Origin of the sequence: Corallincola platygyrae (assembly GCF_039544265.1) — a bacterium.
In the GTDB taxonomy this organism is placed as follows: domain Bacteria; phylum Pseudomonadota; class Gammaproteobacteria; order Enterobacterales; family Neiellaceae; genus Corallincola; species Corallincola platygyrae.
The window spans coordinates 20838-38829 of the sequence record NZ_BAABLI010000012.1; the positions used below are offsets into that span (position 1 = coordinate 20838).

Sequence of the window (17992 nt, forward strand, 5' to 3'; positions counted from 1 at the left end):
TTGCTTCAAACCAAACCGCGGGATTATATACCACTCTAGCCACAGGATCAGCTCCCGCGCGAAACCAGATCTCTCGGCCTGATCCCTAACAGTAATAAGGCGCTCAAATAGGTCACGCCACCCGCCAGGATTAGTCCTGCGAGAACTGTCACCCGCATAGAAAATTCATAGGCTATCCACTGGGCTTCCTGAGGTTTCAATAGTCCGATAACAGCGGCCATCACGACAGCAGCGCCAAGCATCCGTACCAGTACTGAAATGCTCTCCTTTGAAATCCGAAAAACCCCTTGTTTCGACAACCCTCTGTAAAGCAGCGCGGCGTTAAGCGTGGCCGACAAGCTGGTCGCGATGGCAAGTCCGACATAACCAAAAGGGATGGCAAACACCAGGTTAAAAAACATATTGCTAATCATGGCGACAATGCCGAATCTCACCGGAGTCTTTGTGTCCTGCCTAGCGTAATAACCCGGCGCCAAGACTTTCACCAACATAAAGCTGACCAAACCACTGCCATACGCAACAAGGCTATAACTAGCCATACGGCTGTCAGATACATCAAACGCACCGTGCATAAACAGCACCATCAGCATAGGTTGCGCCAATACCACCAATCCCAACGCGGCAGGAAAGCCAAGGCAACAGACTGCGCGAACGCCCCAGTCAACGGTCGCGGCAAATGCTTCCTTACCATCAGAAACGTGCTTGGCAGACAGATGCGGCAATATCACGGTCGCAATGGCTATACCAAAAAGACCGAGGGGAAACTCCAGCAGGCGGTCTGAGTAATAGAGCCAGCTGATAGAGCCGGTCATCAGGAATGAAGCGATCAAAGTATCAAACAGCAAGTTAATCTGGCTAACCGACACACCAAACAGCGCCGGGATCATCAAGGTGCGAATTTTCACAACCCCAGGTGTATTCCACCCCCATGATGGCTTGACCAGCATTTTGGCTCGCCAAAGAAATGGCAGTTGGAAGGCAAATTGGATCATGCCACCAAAAAACACGCCCCATGCTAGCCCCATCTCCGGCTGGTCAAGCTGAGGAGATACCCATAATGCAAAACCAATAATGGCAATATTAAGGAATACGGGGGTAAACGCAGCGACGGCAAAACGCCCCAGGCTATTGAGAATGGCGCCGGAAAGCGCGGTAAACGTAATAAACCACAAATAAGGAAAGGTGATTTGCAGTAACAGGGAAGCCCGCTCGAACTTTTCTCCGTTCGGGCCATCGTTCCACCAATCGATAAACCAGCCGGTACCGAAAATAGCCGTGACGACCGGCGCACCCACGACCCCCAAAAATGTAACGATAGTAACGAGCACGCCTAGGGTTCCAGAAACCTTCGCGACCAAAGCGCGCACATCGGATAGCTCGCCAGTTTCTTTCGTCTCGGTAAATACGGGAACAAATGCCTGGGCAAAGGCGCCTTCAGCAAAGAGTCTACGAAGAAAGTTGGGAATCTTATTGGCAAAGAAAAATACGTCGGCTTCGGCTTTGGCTCCCAGCAGGTTAGCTATCACCACATCCCTGACCAACCCAAGCACCCTGCTGATAAGGGTCATGGCACTGACAATAGCGCCAGAGCGCACCAAATGTTTACCCACGAACACTCCCTGAACGTACTGAGAAGTTGCGCTACCCAGTAGAGAAATTTGCTGATAGAATTCCGCGCCATCTTAGCGCTGCTTGGCAAAGGAAACCAAATTGTTTTCCGGTGTCAAAAGTGTTGATTGACTTTTGGCCGAAAAAGGAATACCCTCCTCGGCCTTTTGATAAACCCTCTGAAACAAGTTTTAGGAGTCAACTTTGGCTAACATCAAGTCAGCTAAGAAGCGCGCAGTGCAGTCGGAGAAGAACCGTAAGCACAATGCTAGCCGTCGTTCAATGATGCGCACCTACCTGAAGAAGGTAATTGCAGCAATTGAAGCCGGTGACAAAGCAGCCGCTCAAGAAGCTTTCACAAGCGCCCAGCCAGTTCTGGACCGCGCTGCAGCTAAAGGCCTGATCCACAAGAACAAAGCAGCCCGTCACAAGGCTCGCCTGAGTTCTCAGATCGCAGCCCTGTAAGCTCAAAGAATTCGAATTAAAAAAACCGGCGTCAGCCGGTTTTTTTATGCCCGAAAAACAGTGCGGACTATGATGTACACAAAAACTCCCACTGCAGTCAGCAGAGAGAGTTTTATTGTTGCAGATCCAGCAACAAGAGTAACGCCGATGCTCGGCAAACTATCCGGGCCATGTTACTCCTGCTTCTAACTTACTGTTAGATTTCAGGCAAAAGAAAAGCGGCTTACGCCGCTTCTGCTTCCGGTGCTATTTCACAATACATATTGTGTAGCAAAGAAATCATCTGACTAACCTCTACACTGGCCAAGGAATAAAATACCGTCTGAGCTTCCTTGCGTGTTTTTACCAACCCATCGCGCCGCAGCCAAGCCAGGTGTTGTGACAACGCCGATTGACTTAAGTCCACCAGCTTAGCCAGTTCACCTACTGACAACTCTCCATCATGCAGATGACACAAGATGTAAAGGCGTCGTTCGTTTGCCATAGCCTTCAGCAGCTTTACCGCGGGTGCCGAATTGGTTCGTATTTGATCCAGGTTCATTTCCCTTCCCAGTACCTTGATTGCCGAAAAAGTGACACTATCTTACCAAGGTATCGTCAAAAAAACAGAAAAAAGCGTCAGTTTTTTGTCACTCAGATCACGTTAGCATCAACTAATCACCAAATTAGGGCTAATAAGAGGGTTGGTCATTTAATCGTCATTCGATTGTCACCGCTTTTTCATATGCCATTTCTATCTTTTCGGCAGCTTCTAAGGTCTGTTTACACGAGAGATAAAGGAAACGGAACATGGCAGCAAGCGCCGTTGTACACCAATACAGAGCTATCTGGCTTTCAGATATCCACCTCGGCAGTCGTGACTGCCAAGCAACCTACCTACTCTCATTTCTACGCAGTATCAAAACCGAACATCTATTTCTGGTCGGTGATGTCATTGATTTCTGGGCATTAAAAAAACGCAGCTACTGGCCTGAATCTCATCAGGCTGTTCTGCATCAGCTGACAACGATGGCAAAACAAGGTACCAGAATTATCTATGTACCCGGCAACCACGACGAAGACCTTCGTGCATTTGACCAGCTACCACTGTTCGGTTTGGAGCTACACCACCAATTCGAGTACACCACACATCAAGGCAAAAAGTTGTTGATGCTGCACGGCGATAAGTTTGACGCCGCAGTGAAATGTGGCCCTCTCACAACTTGGTTTGGCGACCGTGCTTACGATTTTGTCCTGTGGCTGAATCGCTGGAGCAATCGCTGGCGCCGTCAGTTAGGCATGAACTACTTTTCTTTGGCAACCTACCTCAAACAGAAAAGTAAAAAAGCGAATGCCGCAGTAGAGCGTTTCGAGCAGGCAGCCATCCACGAAGCCAAACGTTATGGCTTTGATGGCATTGTGTGCGGTCACATCCATGTACCTAACCTGCGCGAGCAAGATGGCATCCTTTATATGAATGATGGCGATTGGGTTGAAAGCTGCACCGCATTAGTAGAGCAACGAAATGGCGACATCGAGCTTATTCATTGGAGTGAGCAGCGCCAGCAGATTGCAGAGATTGTACTTGAAGGCAAAGCCGCTTAGCTGCTGGAGATAGGGCAGGAAAAACGGTCAGCTGAAACATTACTGCAAAAAAAACGCATCATTTCCGTCATCAGGGACAGGTAGTTTTGTGACCAGTTGCTGATGATGGTCCTGATGTTATGTTGTCTGTAGAAAAGCTGATAAACCAATATTACCCGCAGTTGCACGAGAAGCCCTGGTTGCATAAAACCGTTCGTGCGACCCTGAGAAAACTCCTCAATGAAAAAGAGTTCGTTAAATTTTCCGAGGAGTATCCCCATCTACGCGGTATTGCGCTTATTGAGCAGATCTTTGAGCACTTCGACTTCACCTACGCAGTCAAAGAAAATGAACGCGAACGCATTCCTTCATCGGGGCGGGTCGTCATCATTGCCAACCACCCTATCGGCTCCCTGGATGGCTTGGCGCTTCTTCATTTAGTCAGCACCATACGCCAGGATGTAAAAGCGGTTGCCAATGAACTGCTTTATAGCCTGGAACCGCTGAGAGACCTCTTTCTACCAGTCAATGCCATGGGGGGAGGAAGTAAGCAGTCTCAGCTGAAGGCTATTAATGATTACCTGGACCAGGATGGCGCTGTGATCATCTTCCCCGCCGGCGAGGTGTCTCGCTTGCGCCCTCAGGGGGTTCGCGATACTAAATGGCGCGGGGGGTTCCTTCGGATTGCTTCACAAAGCCGTTCACCGATTGTGCCCGTCAATATTAAAGGCCGTAACTCAGCGCTGTTTTACAGTACCTCCATGCTATACAAGCCGCTTTCTACGCTGCTGCTGGCGCAAGAGATGTTCAAACAGCAAAGTGGCTCACTGTCACTGCGCATTGGCGACCCAATCCCTCACGACTCTTATCGCGGCGATCAGCTCACCAATAAAGGCAAGGTTAAGCTATTTAAACGCCACCTCTATCGTATCGGCACAGGCAAATCACCACTGTTTCGAACCGAAAAAGGGATCAGTCATCCAGAAAACCGGAGTTATCTTCAACAAGCATTAAAAGAGTGTGAGTTGTTGGGTGAAACGCCGGACGGCAAGCAGATACTTTTGTATAAAGACGGCGTTAATTCCATCATCATGCGTGAGATCGGTCGGCTGCGTGAAGTCGCGTTCCGTGCGGTAGGTGAAGGCTCCGGTAAGAAACGCGATCTGGATAAATACGATAACTATTATGAGCAACTGATCCTCTGGGACCCCAGTGATCTTGAAATTGCTGGCGCGTACCGGCTTGCACCCACTAAAAAGATCGTTGAAGAGCGCGGCGTCAGGGGCCTCTACACAGCCTCCCTATTTCAATTTGAGCAAGAGATGAAGCCCTATCTGGATGCTGGTTTAGAGCTGGGACGTAGCTTTGTTCAGCCAAGGTACTGGGGAAAACGCTCACTTGATTACCTTTGGCACGGTATTGGCGCTTACATCAGCCGCTACCCTGAGTGCCGCTATCTATTCGGGCCTGTCTCCATCAGTAAAGATATGCCGGAAGCAGCCAGAGACCTGATGATACGCTTCTACCTACAGTATTTCGGCAGTGAGTCGGAGATAGCCCGATCTAACCGCCCATACCGGTTGGCAGATAACAGCCAATTGACTGAAGCGTTTCAAGGCGACAACTATGCTGAAGACTTCCTGGTATTAAAAAACATGCTGGCCAATATGGGCTGCAGTGTTCCCACCTTGTATAAACAGTACAGCGAAGTGTGTGAGCCGGGCGGCGTGAAGTTTCTTGATTTCGGCATCGATCCCGACTTCGGTGCCTGTATAGACGGCCTGGTATTGGTGGATATCACCATGTTGAAAGAGAAAAAGCGCCAGCGTTATATGCCAACACCTAACACCGAACTCGCCCTAGTATAAATAGAAATAGCCTCATCGACAGATGAGGCTTTTTCCTCAGAACAACACTCTGCTAATTGTCAGTCGACAACTTTAAACGTGGCCTCATCGGGAAGCAGGTCTTGAACTTCTCTCAAGCGATCAATGGTATTTGCAGAGATCCGGATCCCCTGGTTAAGCAACACCTTGTCTTCCCGGGTTTTGACGGCAGCCGCCAGCACCATTCCCTCTTCCAGGTCAGCTAACTGCACATTTCGGGCACCTTGCTGCTCAGGCACGACATCGCCAGACTCGACTACATCGGTCGGGATCACTTCGTAACCAATACGTGGACGGGCACTGAAGTTAGTGTTAAATGCATCTGAAATCTTGGTGGTTAGTTGCTCTGGCTTCGCGGGTTTCGCCACGATACCGTTGGCATCCAACGCAATGGCGGTACCCAGAACACTGGCTTCTGTGTGGCTGGTGATCACCAATACGGGTGTGTTGGTGGACAAGCCTGTCTGCCCGCAACGAATACGCTTGAGCAGTTCCAGTCCATTCATGCCATCCATTTCGATATCAACCAGTAATAGATCGACATCCCCACCTTCAACCACCGAAAGGGCAAGCTCGGCACTTTGTGCGGTATCGACGTTGGCTAATCCTAGCTGGTTCAGCACGCCCGCCATCATATGGAGAATGATCGGCTGGTCATCAACCACCAGAACCTTCAGTTCACTCAACTCTTTGCTAAAGCCCATATCAGCCCTTTATGTAAGTCGTTAAATAGCGAAGTCGTTAGATAGCAACTGGCGCTTTAATGTGTGGATGGCTTTCATAGCCCTGGATCTCAAAATCTTCAAACTTGTAGTCGAAGATTGAGGCTGGCTTACGCTTAATCACCAGTTTAGGCAAAGGCAGCGGCTCACGCGTAACCTGCAACTTAGATTGCTCAATGTGATTGCTGTAAAGGTGAGTATCACCACCGGTCCACACAAAATCACCCACTTCCAGATCACACTGCTGGGCCACCATATGCGTGAGCAACGCATAGCTCGCGATATTAAACGGCAAACCTAAAAATACGTCACAGCTACGCTGGTATAACTGACAAGACAATTTGCCGTCCGCAACGTAAAACTGGAAAAACGCGTGGCAAGGCGCCAACGCCATCTTATCCAACTCACCCACATTCCAGGCCGACACGATAATACGACGAGAATCAGGATCGTTTTTAATCTGTTCAATCACCTTGCTGATCTGATCGATTTGCTCGCCAGAAGGTGAAGGCCAGCTGCGCCACTGAGCGCCATATACGGGACCCAGGTCTCCATTTTCATCAGCCCATTCATCCCAAATCGATACTCCATTTTCTTTCAGGTATTTGGTATTGGTATCGCCATTCAAGAACCACAGCAGTTCGTGAATGATTGAGCGGAGATGGAGCTTTTTAGTGGTAACCAGCGGAAAACCTTCAGACAGGTCAAAGCGCATCTGATGCCCAAATATAGAGTAGGTACCAGTGCCGGTACGATCGTCTTTACGGGTACCCTGCTCCAGCAGGAGTTGCATCAAGTCTAAATACTGTTTCATAAATCCTTCGTTACGCTTTGGCCGCTGCAGGTGCAGGGCGGAACATCAAATACGCGCCGTATATTATCATGGGAAGCGATAGCAATTGACCCATAGTAATCACATTCATGAGCACACCCAGGTGAGCGTCCGGTTCACGTACATACTCGACAATAAATCTAAAGCAGCCATAGGCCAGTAGGAACAACCCTGCGACTGCGCCTGGACGGCGGGTTTTAGAAGAAAACCACCACAGTAAGCTAAACAACACAATCCCCTCCAGTGCAAACTGGTATAGCTGAGAGGGGTGACGCGGCACGCCACCTGCGGCGGGATCTGGGAAGATAATGGCCCAAGGCACATCGGTCTGCCGGCCCCATAATTCGCTGTTAATAAAGTTGCCCAAACGCCCCAACCCCAAGCCAAGAGGAATCATAGGAGCGACAAAGTCAGCAACTTGCCAGAAGGTTTTCTTCTCTTTTCTGGCATGCCAGAACATGGCAGCAATGACACCCAATAATCCGCCGTGGAAGGACATGCCACCTTCCCAAATCTTAAACAGATACAGCGGATTCTGAATAAAGAGATCAAAGTGATAAAACAACACATAGCCGATACGACCACCCAAAATGACCCCAAGGAAACCGTAGAAGAGCAGATCACCGACCTGTTCTTTAGTGAAAATGGAATCAGGTTTACTGGCGCGGTAATTTGCCAGCATCATTGCAGCAAGAAAGGCCAACAGATACATCATGCCGTACCAGCGCACTGAGAGTGGGCCTATGCTAAAAATGACTGGGTCTATCTTCGTAAATACAAGGTATTGATCGGCCATCGAGGGGTCCAAGTGTTAAAACAAAATCAGTTTAAGCGCGACGAGTAGTAGAAGAACCGCCACGATCCTTTTCAATCTTTGGGTTGGCCAGCGACTTGCCAGCTTGGCGCCTATTGGCGCACTAAACAGCGCAGTTACCACGACACCAACAACTAAGGGTAAATAGACGTAACCAAGACTCCAATCTGGCAGCCCTGTAACCCGCCAACCACTTAGCACATAACCCAATGCGCCAGCAGCGGCGACGATGATACCACAGCAAGATGACGCGCCAATTGCGCGAGTCATCTGTTGTCCTCGCTCACTTAAGTAAGGCACCAACAAGGTGCCGCCAGCTATGCCCAACAATGCGGAGAAAGCGCCAATAGCCGTAGTCGCAGATAAGGTAGACCAGGGCGTCATCACTTTAGTTTCATTGACTTGCATCTGTTTACGCTGCCGCCACATCCTCATACTCATCACGGCGGCAAAACAGGCAAACCCCGCTTCAAGTAACCATACGGGAATGTGATGAGCCAAGTATCCGGCGATCAGAGAGCCTGTCGCCAAGCCTGCGAGCAGCATGGGGATAATCGACCAGGGGACGTTTCCCAATCGATGGTGCGCCAGACAAGAAGCACAAGAAGTGACAATAATCGCGGCAAGCGAACTACCCAGCGCCATCGGCATCAACATCTCTGGTGGCACACCCACAAACACCAACAGAATGTAAAATACCGGCACCAGTATCAGTCCACCACCAATGCCCAACAGGCCGGAGATTAAACCAACAACGACACCGACAGGCATTGCGCAAAGCAGCACCAGTAAAAGGGAGGACATAAGATTACTTGCCTGCGCGAACCAAGCCACCTAAACCAAGACGATCCAGGTGTTGCGCCATGACACGACGCACATCGGTAGGACATTCCAGCGCCATCACTTCATTGAGTATTGATGTGGCTTCATCAAGGCGACACTTACGTATCACCCACTTAATTTTAGGAATGTTATGGATGTTCATACTTAACTGACGATACCCCATAGCCATCAGCAACAGCGCACCGGCAGGCTCTCCGGCCAACTCACCACACACACTGACAGGAATACCACACTGGTGCGCCTGGTCGAAAATGTGTCGTAAGGCTTGCAGCACCGCAGGATGATAAGAGTCGTAAAGCTCTGCAACGCGAGAATTGTTGCGATCCACGGCCAGCAGATACTGGGTCAGGTCATTTGAACCCACAGAGATAAAGTCGATACGACTGGCTAATGCTGGCAGCTGGTAAATGATCCCGGGCACCTCAATCATCACACCAACTCTTGGTCTGGCAAGATGCGCTTTCGAACCCTGTGCGGCGATCTCTTCACTGACTTCCCGGTAGGCCTGTCGTGTTAACCGTAATGCTTCATCAACTTCATTGATGCTGGTGATCATAGGGAACATGATGTTCAGGCTTTCCATGCCCAGGTTTGCTCGCAGCATGGCACGCACCTGAACCAGAAAAATCTCCGGGTGATCCAAGGTCATGCGGATCCCACGCCACCCCAGGAAAGGGTTGTCTTCATTAATTGGGAAGTACGGCAGTGATTTGTCACCACCCACATCCAAAGTGCGCATGGTCACCGGGCGCCCGCAATAACTTTCCAAAACCTTTCGATAGATATGGTACTGGGTTTCCTCTGAAGGAAAGCGATCTTCCATCATAAAGGGGATTTCAGTGCGGTACAGGCCAACACCATCAGCCCCCGAACTATGGCCTATATCGGTATCAGCACTCAGGCCTGCATTCAGATGAATGCGTACCTCAAAACCATCTGGCGTGGTGGCACTCAGGTCCGCTTCTTTGGTGTAGATACTGCGAAGCTCAACCTCTTCGGCGATCAGTCGCTGGTACTCGTTCTTAATGGCGTCATTGGGCGAGACATATAGATCCCCGCTATAACCATCAATAATCAGCTCAAGATCATCCAGCTGACTGACCGGCACCTCTTCAATACCCAGCAACGCAGGAATACCCATGGCCCTGGCCAGGATGGCCGCATGGGAGTTATTGGAACCACGCATCGAGAGCAGGCCCACCAGCTTGCGCCTTGGGATCTCAGCCAACATGGACGCCGTCACCTCTTCAGCAACCAGGATCACCTGATCGCCCATGGTACGCTGCTCATGTTTGTTGGGATTCAGCTGTGCCAATAACCTCTGTCCAAGATCCCGGACATCGCTGGCTCGCTCGCGTATGTATGGGTCGGACATCGCCTCGAACTGATCGATAAAACCAACCAGTACTTTCTTTACTGCCGATTGCGCGGTCAGACCGGTTTCAATTTCGGCCTCGATAGCATCCGCGATCGAAACGTCTTGCAGCATATGCTGATACATATCGAAGATCGCTGCGACTTCGGGACTGACTTGATCCGTCATCCGGTTAGCCAACGAACGCAATTCCTGCCGGGTAGACGCTAACGCATGGATAAAGCGCTTCAATTCAGCATCTTTATCCTGACTCTTAGTAATAGGTACCGCTTCAAGTTTGTAGCTTGGCTCCGCCACAAACGCTCTTCCAACAACAACGCCGGGAGAGCCGGGAACACCACGCAGACTTTTCACCCAACTGCGTTTTCTACCACTGGCGCGGTCTAGGACGCCGCGCGCTTCTGCATGGGCAATAACGGTCGCCAACTGAGCTGCCAGGGTAACAAAGAATGATTCTTCACTGGCGCTAAACTGTCTGGCATCCGCCTGCTGCACAACCAAAACACCCAACACCTTTCGCTGATGAATGATTGGCGTGCCCAGAAAAGCACACAGGGTTTCTTCTTTTACTTCGGGAAAGTATTTAAATCTGGGGTGCTGTTTTGCATCCGCAACATTGATCGGTTCCTCACGCTGACCAACCAGACCAACCAGCCCCTCAGAAAAACCAATAGACACCTGGCCAACCGCAGATCGATCAAGACCGTCGGTTGCCATTAAAAGAAATTGTTGTTGTTCGTAGTCGGCGAGATAGGCGGAGCAACAGTCCGCCTCCATGGCGAGTTTGGTTTCCGCCACCAGCAGGTCCAACGCTTGCTCAAGGTCGGAGGTCTGATTGACCTGCTGCACGATACGTCGCAGGGTCGTCAACATCTCCATCGCCATAAGCTAAGCCTCTCCCTTACCTTCTACGCTTTCTTGAGCGGTGTTTTTGCGACGGCTGGGCAGCCACAGCAAACTCCTTCATGGCACGACGATAGACTTCGCGCTTAAAGGAGACCACTTGACGGACCGGATACCAAAAGCTGACCCAACGCCAATCATCAAACTCTGGATGATTACTGGCTTTAAGGTTAACGGCATCCTCTTTAGATTCCAGTCGCAAAAGAAACCACTTCTGCTTCTGGCCAATACATACCGGGGACGAGTCTCGTCTCACCAACCGCTTGGGTAATTTGTAGCGCAACCAATGTTTGGTTGTTGCAATAATTTTGACGTCTTTAGGCTTTAAACCGACCTCTTCATAGAGTTCTCGGTACATTGCCTGCTCTGCCGATTCACCTTCGTTAATCCCACCCTGGGGAAACTGCCATGAATGTTGACCAAAGCGGCGGGCCCAAAATACTTGACCCAATCGGTTGCAGATGACGATACCGACATTCGCTCGGTAGCCCTCTGAATCGATCACAGTTCGCTGTATCCAGCTAAAAAATTACATGTTTCGATTGTTCCACAATAGCGAATTGGCGGCAATCACCCATTTCTGTAACACGACTCAGCTCTCAGTGGATAAAAATAAAACAAGGCAAAAAATACTCACAGCCCACTACGCCACCGACACTAACAATTCACATTTTCTGTGTGTAATCCTGTGATCTAACCTGTGGATAAACACTATCGTAGAATAACTACATCAATAAGAAGATTTAGAATAAAATCGAGACATGCAATTAATTATCTTTTATATCATATGGTTAACCCATCACTTTTCGATCTTAGATACGATCGTACACCTAACAAAAAGATCGTAAATAAACATGCTGAATGTGAATTATCAAAGCTGAACAGTTTTCAATCAGTGCAGCTTTATCCACAATATGAATGAACAAGATCTAATCAAAGATGCAGAAAAGCTAACCTATGACACACTCAGTCGATGATAACTGCCTGCAAACACACTTTTTTCAACAGTTATCCAAGTTTTCTGTGGATAAGATTGTGCGCAACCCAGCTGAACTCTTGGTGTAACCTTCATAACTCCTTTCTCCCGCATTGCTAAAACGCTCTCTAGGCCTTATTTTTCAGTAAGTTAATCAGTTCTAGCCTCCTCTCAATTCTTACCCGGACAAGAATTAGTCAACACTCTGTGTTATCTTTCCGCTGTCTATTTTCGTGTTTATATCCACAAACTCTATGCGCCCCACCCCGCCCACAAATCTCAAACAGCTTGCTCAACGCGCCAACGATTTAGCAGGCTGGACATTAGCTGACATCGCCTCTGACTATGGCATCCAGATGCCCGAGAACCTTAAACGGGAAAAAGGCTGGGTTGGTCAATTACTGGAATATGCGCTGGGGGCTGACGCTCAGTCTCGTCCAGAACCTGATTTCACCCAACTCGGGGTGGAGATGAAGACGATACCGATCGATCAATCCGGGGCACCATTGGAAACGACTTACATCTGCGTGGCACCGAGAACCGGCCAGGCAGGCGTCGATTGGCATCGATCATTGGTATATAAAAAACTGGCCCATGTACTGTGGGTACCTATCGAAGGCGAGCGAAAGATTCCTCTGGCAGAGCGCCGCGTGGGCACACCATTACTTTGGCAACCCAGCCAAGAAGAGGAAGCAATGCTGCGTGCCGACTGGGAAGAATTGATGGAGTTACTGACCTTTGGTCAGCCGATCACAGCACGCCACGGCGAGTACCTGCAATTACGCCCTAAGGCCGCAGATGGCAGCGTTAAAACCAAAGCCTTTGATATCAATGGAAAACCGATACAAGCTCAGCCCAAAGGTTTCTACCTGAAAAAAAGCTTTACTCAGCTAATATTAAATCGCGCATTTATCACTGGCCCGATTTGAGTTTTGGCACGAATGATGAATAATTACGCAATAGTGTCGCAAAGTTGACCAGTGTAAAGAAAAATTAATCTATCTTATTTAGACTTGCGCTGTTTAATTTTCGCCAGGATACGGATCCTAAGTTAGCTAAATGGAGGGGGCATCATTATGTCCGTAAAGAAGCAGTTCCTGAAATCAAAACCTGTCTGCAAAGTTACCTTTGAAGTCAGTAAAGAGGCCGCCCAAGGTGCAAAGGAAGTTTACCTTTTGTGCGAACACAACGGTTGGCAACGTGAACCACTTAAGGCATTGAAAGCCGGTCACTTTAAGGCCACTGTCAACTTGCCTACTGACGACAAAGCAGACTTCGAATACCGCTTCTGCCTGGTGAAAGAAGATGGTTCAGAAGTGTACGACAACGACTGGGAAGCAGAGAGCTACCGTCCAAGCCCTATGGGTGGCGACAACTCAGTTGTTAGCGTTGCTGAGTAATCTTTAAGGCTACTATCGTAACCTTCTGAAAACCCGCCATTTGGCGGGTTTTTTTGTATCAACACCAAACCTCGATTGCATCTTTCTGGTGCAGCACTGCCGCTTATTGCACACTTCTTCGCTGCATCATCGCCTCCTGTGCCGACGGCTCAGGCATAAAAGCGGCATCCACCAAGTCGTCGATCGTCAACATAAACGAAGGCATAAATACCTCCATGAAGTAACCCACTTCTGGCAGCTTGACGGTGAAGTCCTCAATCACCTTATCCAGCTTTTCTTTAGTGCCGCGGAACTCAGTATTGTTTGCTCTGAGCTCAGCCAATGCCTTTGCATAAGCCGACAAAATATCTGCCGCTTTAACAAACAACGCTTCTTCCGACTCCTGCCCATGCTGCTGTATCAACGGGCGATAGGTATCCACCATAGATTCGGGCACCGTGTTGAGCATCATGTCACAGGCGATGTGTTCCATCTCTCTGCACAAGTTCAGCATTCTTGCATCACTGTATTTAATCAGACTATTCACATCCTCTGTCAGTACCTCCGGGCCATCGTGAAACAATGCCAGAGTCGTCAATTTATGTTCATCGACCGGTGGGCGGTCTGTAAATTGGGTGTTTCGAATGACCCCCAGGCAGTGGGCAAACATGGCAACTTGAAGGCTGTGCTCAGCAACGTTCTCTGAGCGCGTGGGATTGGACTTACTCCAGCGCTGGATGTTCTGCATCCGGGACATAAGCGCGAAAAAAACATTACGCATCGGCGACTTCCCCTATAAATCAATAAGTGACGGCATTTTGGTTGTCAGTGTTGTCTCCTTGTGTGACGAAATGATGTGTTAAAGCCAACATTTAAAGCTTCTAGAATCTAGAGAACACCTGCTTGTCACGGTAATGACCATCACTCCAGCAAACAGGCAACCCTTCACCAGAGGGGAAGCGCAGTTGCGACTTTGAAAGCACCTCTGGCTCTAACAGATCTTCGCCATGTTGATACTGCACTAACACCTGGTCAATAAATGGGTTTGTCAGGGCACTCATATCCACCACATCGACAAGATCGCCTGACTGGGTTTCACGTAATAACATGATCAATCCCTCCTCTAGGACATTTTAAGCCTAGAACAGTGCTCTCTATTGCTCCACTTGAGGGGCATGAAGGTTCATACATGTCGACCTTCATTCGAGATCCTTCTAAGCTAAAGAACAATCGATCACAGTAACTGAAGCGCTAACTACTTAATGCCCAGCCAGTTTTCCAGAAAGTTTTCCCGTCCTTCCGCAATCACCACATTGATGGAAGATCTGAATCAAGGCGTACGCGATCCTAATAGCCTGATGTTAGGTGGTGGTAATCCGGCCCAAATTCCCGAGGTTAAATCCAGGCTGCAAAACTACCTTGAATCCGCGGTCGCAGATGGCGCTTTACTGGAAGCAGTCAGTAACTACGACGGACCACTGGGGAGCGACAGCTTTAGAGATGCATTAGCGGGGCTTCTCAGTGACTACTTCGGGACCGGAGTCACTCCGCAACATATTGCTCTGACCAATGGCTCTCAGAGCGCTTTTTTTGCGCTTGCGAATCTGTTTGCAGGTAGGAGAGCAGATGGCAGCCTGAAGAAGATCCTGCTTCCCATGTCTCCCGAATACATTGGTTATTCAGACCTGGGGGTCAATGACGATCTATTCATCAGTCACCCGGCAAAAATCACCCTACTGCCTGATCGTGAATTTAAGTATCAGATCGATTTTGATCGATTTGTTCTGGACGACTCCATCGGCATGGTGCTTACCTCATGTCCGACTAACCCAACGGGCAATATGCTCACCGACAGTGAGTTAGCCGAGTTAGATAGCCGCTGCCAACAAGCAGGGGTGCCGCTACTGCTTGATTGTGCCTATGGCGCACCTTTCCCCAATATCTTGTTTGAAGATACCCGATTGCCATTTAACGACAACATCATCCTCTGCTTAAGCCTGTCTAAACTGGGATTACCGGGCGTGCGTTGCGGCATTGTCGTGGCGGCTCCCGAACTTATTTCTCGGATGGCTAACCTCGCAGGCGTTATCAGCCTGGCACCCGGTAGCCTGGGACCTGTCATTACAGAGCCTATGGTACGTTCAGGTGAGATCCTCAGGTTGAGCACTGAGGTCATACGCCCCTACTACAAAGAGAAATCTGCCATCATGATGAAAGCGCTGAAACAAGCGATACCTGATCCCAGATTTCGTATTCATAAGTCAGAAGGTGCGATCTTTCTCTGGCTGTGGTTTGACGGCCTCTCCATCAGCAGTCAGCAGTTATATGAAAAGTTGAAAAACAGGGGACTGATCGTGGTTGCCGGGCATCACTTCTTTCCTGGCATCAGTGAACAAAGTGACCATATTAATGCCTGCATCCGAGTATCATATGCCCAACCAAATGAAGTGCTTCAGCAAGCAATTAAGATATTGAGCGAAGAAGTGAACCCGTTATACGAAGAACAGCCTTAAACACACAGCTATTAGGGTCTGTTGACCTTTCGTGTATGGATTTTGTTCGAATGAAACACGTTTTGAGCAAGAAGTGAGCTACGTAGCTTAGCGATCTAAGAAAGTAGTGAATGACGCAGCGCAGAACGTGTTTCAACGAACCCCATTACCTTCAAAAGAAGGGGCAGCATTTGTTGGGGATTTATCCTTCGTTATCGGCCATTTGTTGAGGGCTACTCAACTTCACAGTCTCTGCCTCGCCTAAATCACCAACATTTGCTGCAAAAACAAACAGCAAAGGTCAACAGACCCTAGTGAGCCACCAAGTCCAACGTTAGCTTTTCAACGCTATCTCCATTGGCGTTCAGCGCCAGTGGAGGTACCTTAGTCAACAAACCAAGCTTGGCATCATGCCAAACCTTTGCACTCAACCGGTAATCAACCCCCGGAGTGATCTGGTGTTTAAGCAGGTAGAAGCTGAAATGCTGACGACCGCCAATAGTAACGACTGGCATGGCTATCGACACTTTTTCCTCCATGGGAATCGCTTCTGATTCGTTGGCTGGTACCAGAGAGAGGTTTAACACCCCCTGGTTTTTCCTAAGTGTCCCTTCCGGCCAAACCACCTCGCCGCGTAACGCAATGGCGCTGTCTTGCCGGCGTTGGTAATCGCCCGAAAAGTACTCCTGATCCGCCTGCAGGTGCAGCTTATCTGCGTCCTCGCGTTCTATGACAACACGACGCAGTTCGGTCGGCAGGTCTCGTTTCACATTGCTATCCATGACCTGAAGTCGCAATTCGTTGCCGCTCAGATCCCAGCTAATCACTGATACAGCACTTACCCCCAATATTGCGGCACTGCCATCTTTCCCCAGAACCAACCCTTCCGGCGCATCTTGAGGAGAGGACATTCGCAACCACACGCCGACCAAGTCGTCGCGAGTCAACTGAGGAGACTGAGGTGCGGGACCGCACCCCATCAGCAAAAAGATAAGGAGAGAAAGAATCCAGTTTTGGTATTCCGAAACGGCGTACTTCATCATCGTCCGTCTACTGCTCAGCGTGAATTCAATTTAGAGATTAAGTAGAGAGAGGTCTAACTGCCCCTCGACACACGGAGGGCACCAGAAATAAGCGGTGGTTTCGGGTTGACTGAAGTTAAACAGTCCATCAACAATACCATCTTCCTGTCCCAGCATTCGCCCCATCTGAACCTCAAACGGATAGAAGCTGTTGGCAAAACAGACGAAATTCAAACCACTGCCATGGGGATCAGACCACGGCATGGAACGGCGCAGCATAAATGCTTCTGGTGTGAAGCTCTCTTGGGCCGTACGTTTTACATGGGCAGAAGGTGGCGCTTCAGGAAACTCAACGTTATCACTGCGACGACGGCCGATACAGTCATCCTGCGCAGCACCGGTCATCTCTTCGAAGGCAGACCAGGAGTGTCGCCAAAGCTGGGCAACCACGAAACTACTACCATCGATACCTCTAGCTTTTCCTGATACCAGTGCGGCTGCCGCTGCATCATCACCCTCGGGGTTTTCTGTGCCGTCCTCATAACCGGTCAGATCGCGACCTTCCTGATACTTAAAGCTATCTGTCTGGCTTTGAAGCTTGAAGCTGTCTTTCAAAAGCTCTGTTAACGCGCGAGCGCGGTGCAGAAGATCGCCACGCTCAGTGCCGCGCAACCAGCACCATAGCGCCGCAGGTGTTGCGGGTGACGAGACGCCTACACCTGTCATCGCCTGTACTTCTTTCATACCCGTCACGTCGGCCTTGAGCGCGTTTAGCGTCGCCTGTCCCAGCCCCACAACCAGGTCCTCTCCGTTGGCCTCCGTCGCCAGCGCCTTTAAATCGGCACAGAGGGTTTCGACACTATTGATGGTGAAAGTAAGGTAAACACCCGCCGCAGGTACAGGGGCCAGAATGCCAGATTGAGCCAGAGTAACAGCCATTGAAAACGCTCCTAACAACGAAGAAGAGATGACGCTAATGATACCAAAACCAAAAGCATAGCAATTTCGTGCGCAATAGCTTTTGATTTGGCAACAATCTGCCAAAACTGGTGCATTAAAAACGAGCGGGTGTTAGTTGCAAACCGTTTAGCTCAAGCAATTTTGCTCAAGCT

Annotated in this window: 18 protein-coding genes; 6 read left to right on the plus strand and 12 right to left on the minus strand. The window is 49.5% G+C overall.

Translation table 11 applies throughout. The features are described 5' to 3' along the window. Positions 1-47: 47 nt before the first annotated feature. The gene (murJ, locus tag ABEA14_RS09990) at positions 48-1568 is read right to left on the minus strand and encodes a murein biosynthesis integral membrane protein MurJ (RefSeq protein WP_417291732.1); all 1521 of its coding nucleotides are present in this window, start codon (positions 1566-1568) and stop codon (positions 48-50) included. 244 nt (positions 1569-1812) lie between these two features. Between murJ and rpsT the strand changes: the two genes are divergently transcribed. Next, positions 1813-2073 (plus strand): 30S ribosomal protein S20, encoded by a 261-nt coding sequence (rpsT, locus tag ABEA14_RS09995; RefSeq protein ID WP_345339847.1) that lies wholly within the window; start codon positions 1813-1815, stop codon positions 2071-2073. A 223-nt stretch (positions 2074-2296) separates the two neighbouring features. On the opposite strand, the gene ABEA14_RS10000 is transcribed toward rpsT, so the two are convergent. Beyond that, on the minus strand, positions 2297-2614 hold the full coding sequence (locus ABEA14_RS10000) for an ArsR/SmtB family transcription factor (RefSeq protein ID WP_345339848.1): 318 nt from the start codon (positions 2612-2614) through the stop codon (positions 2297-2299). A gap of 248 nt (positions 2615-2862) precedes the next feature. Between ABEA14_RS10000 and ABEA14_RS10005 the strand changes: the two genes are divergently transcribed. Both ABEA14_RS10005 and olsF read left to right on the plus strand, forming a co-directional pair. After that, positions 2863-3657, plus strand: a complete 795-nt coding sequence (locus ABEA14_RS10005; RefSeq protein ID WP_345339849.1) for a UDP-2,3-diacylglucosamine diphosphatase — start codon at positions 2863-2865, stop codon at positions 3655-3657. 119 nt (positions 3658-3776) lie between these two features. Beyond that, positions 3777-5504 carry a bifunctional ornithine lipid synthase OlsF gene (gene olsF / locus ABEA14_RS10010; protein ID WP_345339850.1) on the plus strand — a complete coding sequence of 576 codons (1728 nt, stop codon included), beginning with the start codon at positions 3777-3779 and terminating at the stop codon, positions 5502-5504. Positions 5505-5563: 59 nt separating this feature from the next. Here the strand turns inward: olsF and ABEA14_RS10015 are convergent, their stop codons facing one another. From ABEA14_RS10015 to rppH, 6 genes are read right to left on the minus strand one after another with little or no spacing between them, the layout of a single operon-like run. Then, a complete protein-coding gene (locus tag ABEA14_RS10015) occupies positions 5564-6226 on the minus strand; it encodes a response regulator (RefSeq protein ID WP_345339851.1) in 663 nt (220 codons plus the stop codon). A 37-nt stretch (positions 6227-6263) separates the two neighbouring features. Beyond that, positions 6264-7058 carry a thymidylate synthase gene (gene thyA, locus ABEA14_RS10020; RefSeq protein ID WP_345339852.1) on the minus strand — a complete coding sequence of 265 codons (795 nt, stop codon included), beginning with the start codon at positions 7056-7058 and terminating at the stop codon, positions 6264-6266. A gap of 10 nt (positions 7059-7068) precedes the next feature. Further along, positions 7069-7872 carry a prolipoprotein diacylglyceryl transferase gene (gene lgt, locus ABEA14_RS10025; protein WP_345339853.1) on the minus strand — a complete coding sequence of 268 codons (804 nt, stop codon included), beginning with the start codon at positions 7870-7872 and terminating at the stop codon, positions 7069-7071. A gap of 15 nt (positions 7873-7887) precedes the next feature. Beyond that, on the minus strand, positions 7888-8694 hold the full coding sequence (locus ABEA14_RS10030) for a sulfite exporter TauE/SafE family protein (protein WP_345339854.1): 807 nt from the start codon (positions 8692-8694) through the stop codon (positions 7888-7890). Between the two features lie 4 nt (positions 8695-8698). Next, on the minus strand, positions 8699-10981 hold the full coding sequence (ptsP, locus tag ABEA14_RS10035) for a phosphoenolpyruvate--protein phosphotransferase (protein WP_345339995.1): 2283 nt from the start codon (positions 10979-10981) through the stop codon (positions 8699-8701). 28 nt (positions 10982-11009) lie between these two features. Next, the gene (gene rppH, locus ABEA14_RS10040) at positions 11010-11516 is read right to left on the minus strand and encodes an RNA pyrophosphohydrolase (protein ID WP_345339855.1); all 507 of its coding nucleotides are present in this window, start codon (positions 11514-11516) and stop codon (positions 11010-11012) included. A 725-nt stretch (positions 11517-12241) separates the two neighbouring features. On the opposite strand from rppH, the gene mutH reads away from it, so the two are divergent. Next, the gene (gene mutH, locus ABEA14_RS10045) at positions 12242-12916 is read left to right on the plus strand and encodes a DNA mismatch repair endonuclease MutH (protein ID WP_345339856.1); all 675 of its coding nucleotides are present in this window, start codon (positions 12242-12244) and stop codon (positions 12914-12916) included. 147 nt (positions 12917-13063) lie between these two features. Continuing rightward, the gene (locus tag ABEA14_RS10050; RefSeq protein ID WP_345339857.1) at positions 13064-13387 is read left to right on the plus strand and encodes an isoamylase early set domain-containing protein; all 324 of its coding nucleotides are present in this window, start codon (positions 13064-13066) and stop codon (positions 13385-13387) included. 103 nt (positions 13388-13490) lie between these two features. Here ABEA14_RS10050 and yfbR read toward each other — a convergent pair whose 3' ends face one another. Together yfbR and ABEA14_RS10060 are read right to left on the minus strand one after the other, a co-directional pair. Continuing rightward, positions 13491-14147, minus strand: coding sequence for a 5'-deoxynucleotidase (gene yfbR, locus ABEA14_RS10055; RefSeq protein ID WP_345339858.1), 657 nt, complete (start codon positions 14145-14147; stop codon positions 13491-13493). Positions 14148-14247: 100 nt separating this feature from the next. Continuing rightward, entirely contained in the window at positions 14248-14475 is a 228-nt protein-coding gene (locus ABEA14_RS10060; protein ID WP_345339859.1) for an acetyltransferase, read from the minus strand. Positions 14476-14628: 153 nt separating this feature from the next. Here ABEA14_RS10060 and ABEA14_RS10065 point away from each other — a divergent pair, with 153 nt between their 5' ends. Then, complete coding sequence (locus tag ABEA14_RS10065; protein WP_345339860.1) at positions 14629-15879, plus strand: valine--pyruvate transaminase; 1251 nt, start codon at positions 14629-14631, stop codon at positions 15877-15879. A gap of 290 nt (positions 15880-16169) precedes the next feature. On the opposite strand, the gene ABEA14_RS10070 is transcribed toward ABEA14_RS10065, so the two are convergent. After that, entirely contained in the window at positions 16170-16901 is a 732-nt protein-coding gene (locus tag ABEA14_RS10070; protein ID WP_345339861.1) for a lipocalin family protein, read from the minus strand. A 30-nt stretch (positions 16902-16931) separates the two neighbouring features. Then, positions 16932-17819, minus strand: coding sequence for a Dyp-type peroxidase (locus ABEA14_RS10075; RefSeq protein WP_345339862.1), 888 nt, complete (start codon positions 17817-17819; stop codon positions 16932-16934). Between the last annotated feature and the right edge of the window lie 173 nt (positions 17820-17992).

Coding starts and splice junctions, on each gene's coding strand:
- ABEA14_RS10050 (WP_345339857.1), top strand. CDS start 13,064: ATGTCCGTAAAGAAGCAGTTCCTGAAATCAAAACCTGTCTGCAAAGTT.
- ABEA14_RS10065 (WP_345339860.1), top strand. CDS start 14,629: ATGCCCAGCCAGTTTTCCAGAAAGTTTTCCCGTCCTTCCGCAATCACC.
- thyA (WP_345339852.1), bottom strand. CDS start 7,058: ATGAAACAGTATTTAGACTTGATGCAACTCCTGCTGGAGCAGGGTACC.
- ABEA14_RS10030 (WP_345339854.1), bottom strand. CDS start 8,694: ATGTCCTCCCTTTTACTGGTGCTGCTTTGCGCAATGCCTGTCGGTGTC.
- ptsP (WP_345339995.1), bottom strand. CDS start 10,981: ATGTTGACGACCCTGCGACGTATCGTGCAGCAGGTCAATCAGACCTCC.
- olsF (WP_345339850.1), top strand. CDS start 3,777: ATGTTGTCTGTAGAAAAGCTGATAAACCAATATTACCCGCAGTTGCAC.
- yfbR (WP_345339858.1), bottom strand. CDS start 14,147: ATGCGTAATGTTTTTTTCGCGCTTATGTCCCGGATGCAGAACATCCAG.
- ABEA14_RS10000 (WP_345339848.1), bottom strand. CDS start 2,614: ATGAACCTGGATCAAATACGAACCAATTCGGCACCCGCGGTAAAGCTG.
- ABEA14_RS10005 (WP_345339849.1), top strand. CDS start 2,863: ATGGCAGCAAGCGCCGTTGTACACCAATACAGAGCTATCTGGCTTTCA.
- lgt (WP_345339853.1), bottom strand. CDS start 7,872: ATGGCCGATCAATACCTTGTATTTACGAAGATAGACCCAGTCATTTTT.
- ABEA14_RS10060 (WP_345339859.1), bottom strand. CDS start 14,475: ATGTTATTACGTGAAACCCAGTCAGGCGATCTTGTCGATGTGGTGGAT.
- murJ (WP_417291732.1), bottom strand. CDS start 1,568: ATGACCCTTATCAGCAGGGTGCTTGGGTTGGTCAGGGATGTGGTGATA.
- ABEA14_RS10070 (WP_345339861.1), bottom strand. CDS start 16,901: ATGATGAAGTACGCCGTTTCGGAATACCAAAACTGGATTCTTTCTCTC.
- ABEA14_RS10075 (WP_345339862.1), bottom strand. CDS start 17,819: ATGGCTGTTACTCTGGCTCAATCTGGCATTCTGGCCCCTGTACCTGCG.
- ABEA14_RS10015 (WP_345339851.1), bottom strand. CDS start 6,226: ATGGGCTTTAGCAAAGAGTTGAGTGAACTGAAGGTTCTGGTGGTTGAT.
- mutH (WP_345339856.1), top strand. CDS start 12,242: ATGCGCCCCACCCCGCCCACAAATCTCAAACAGCTTGCTCAACGCGCC.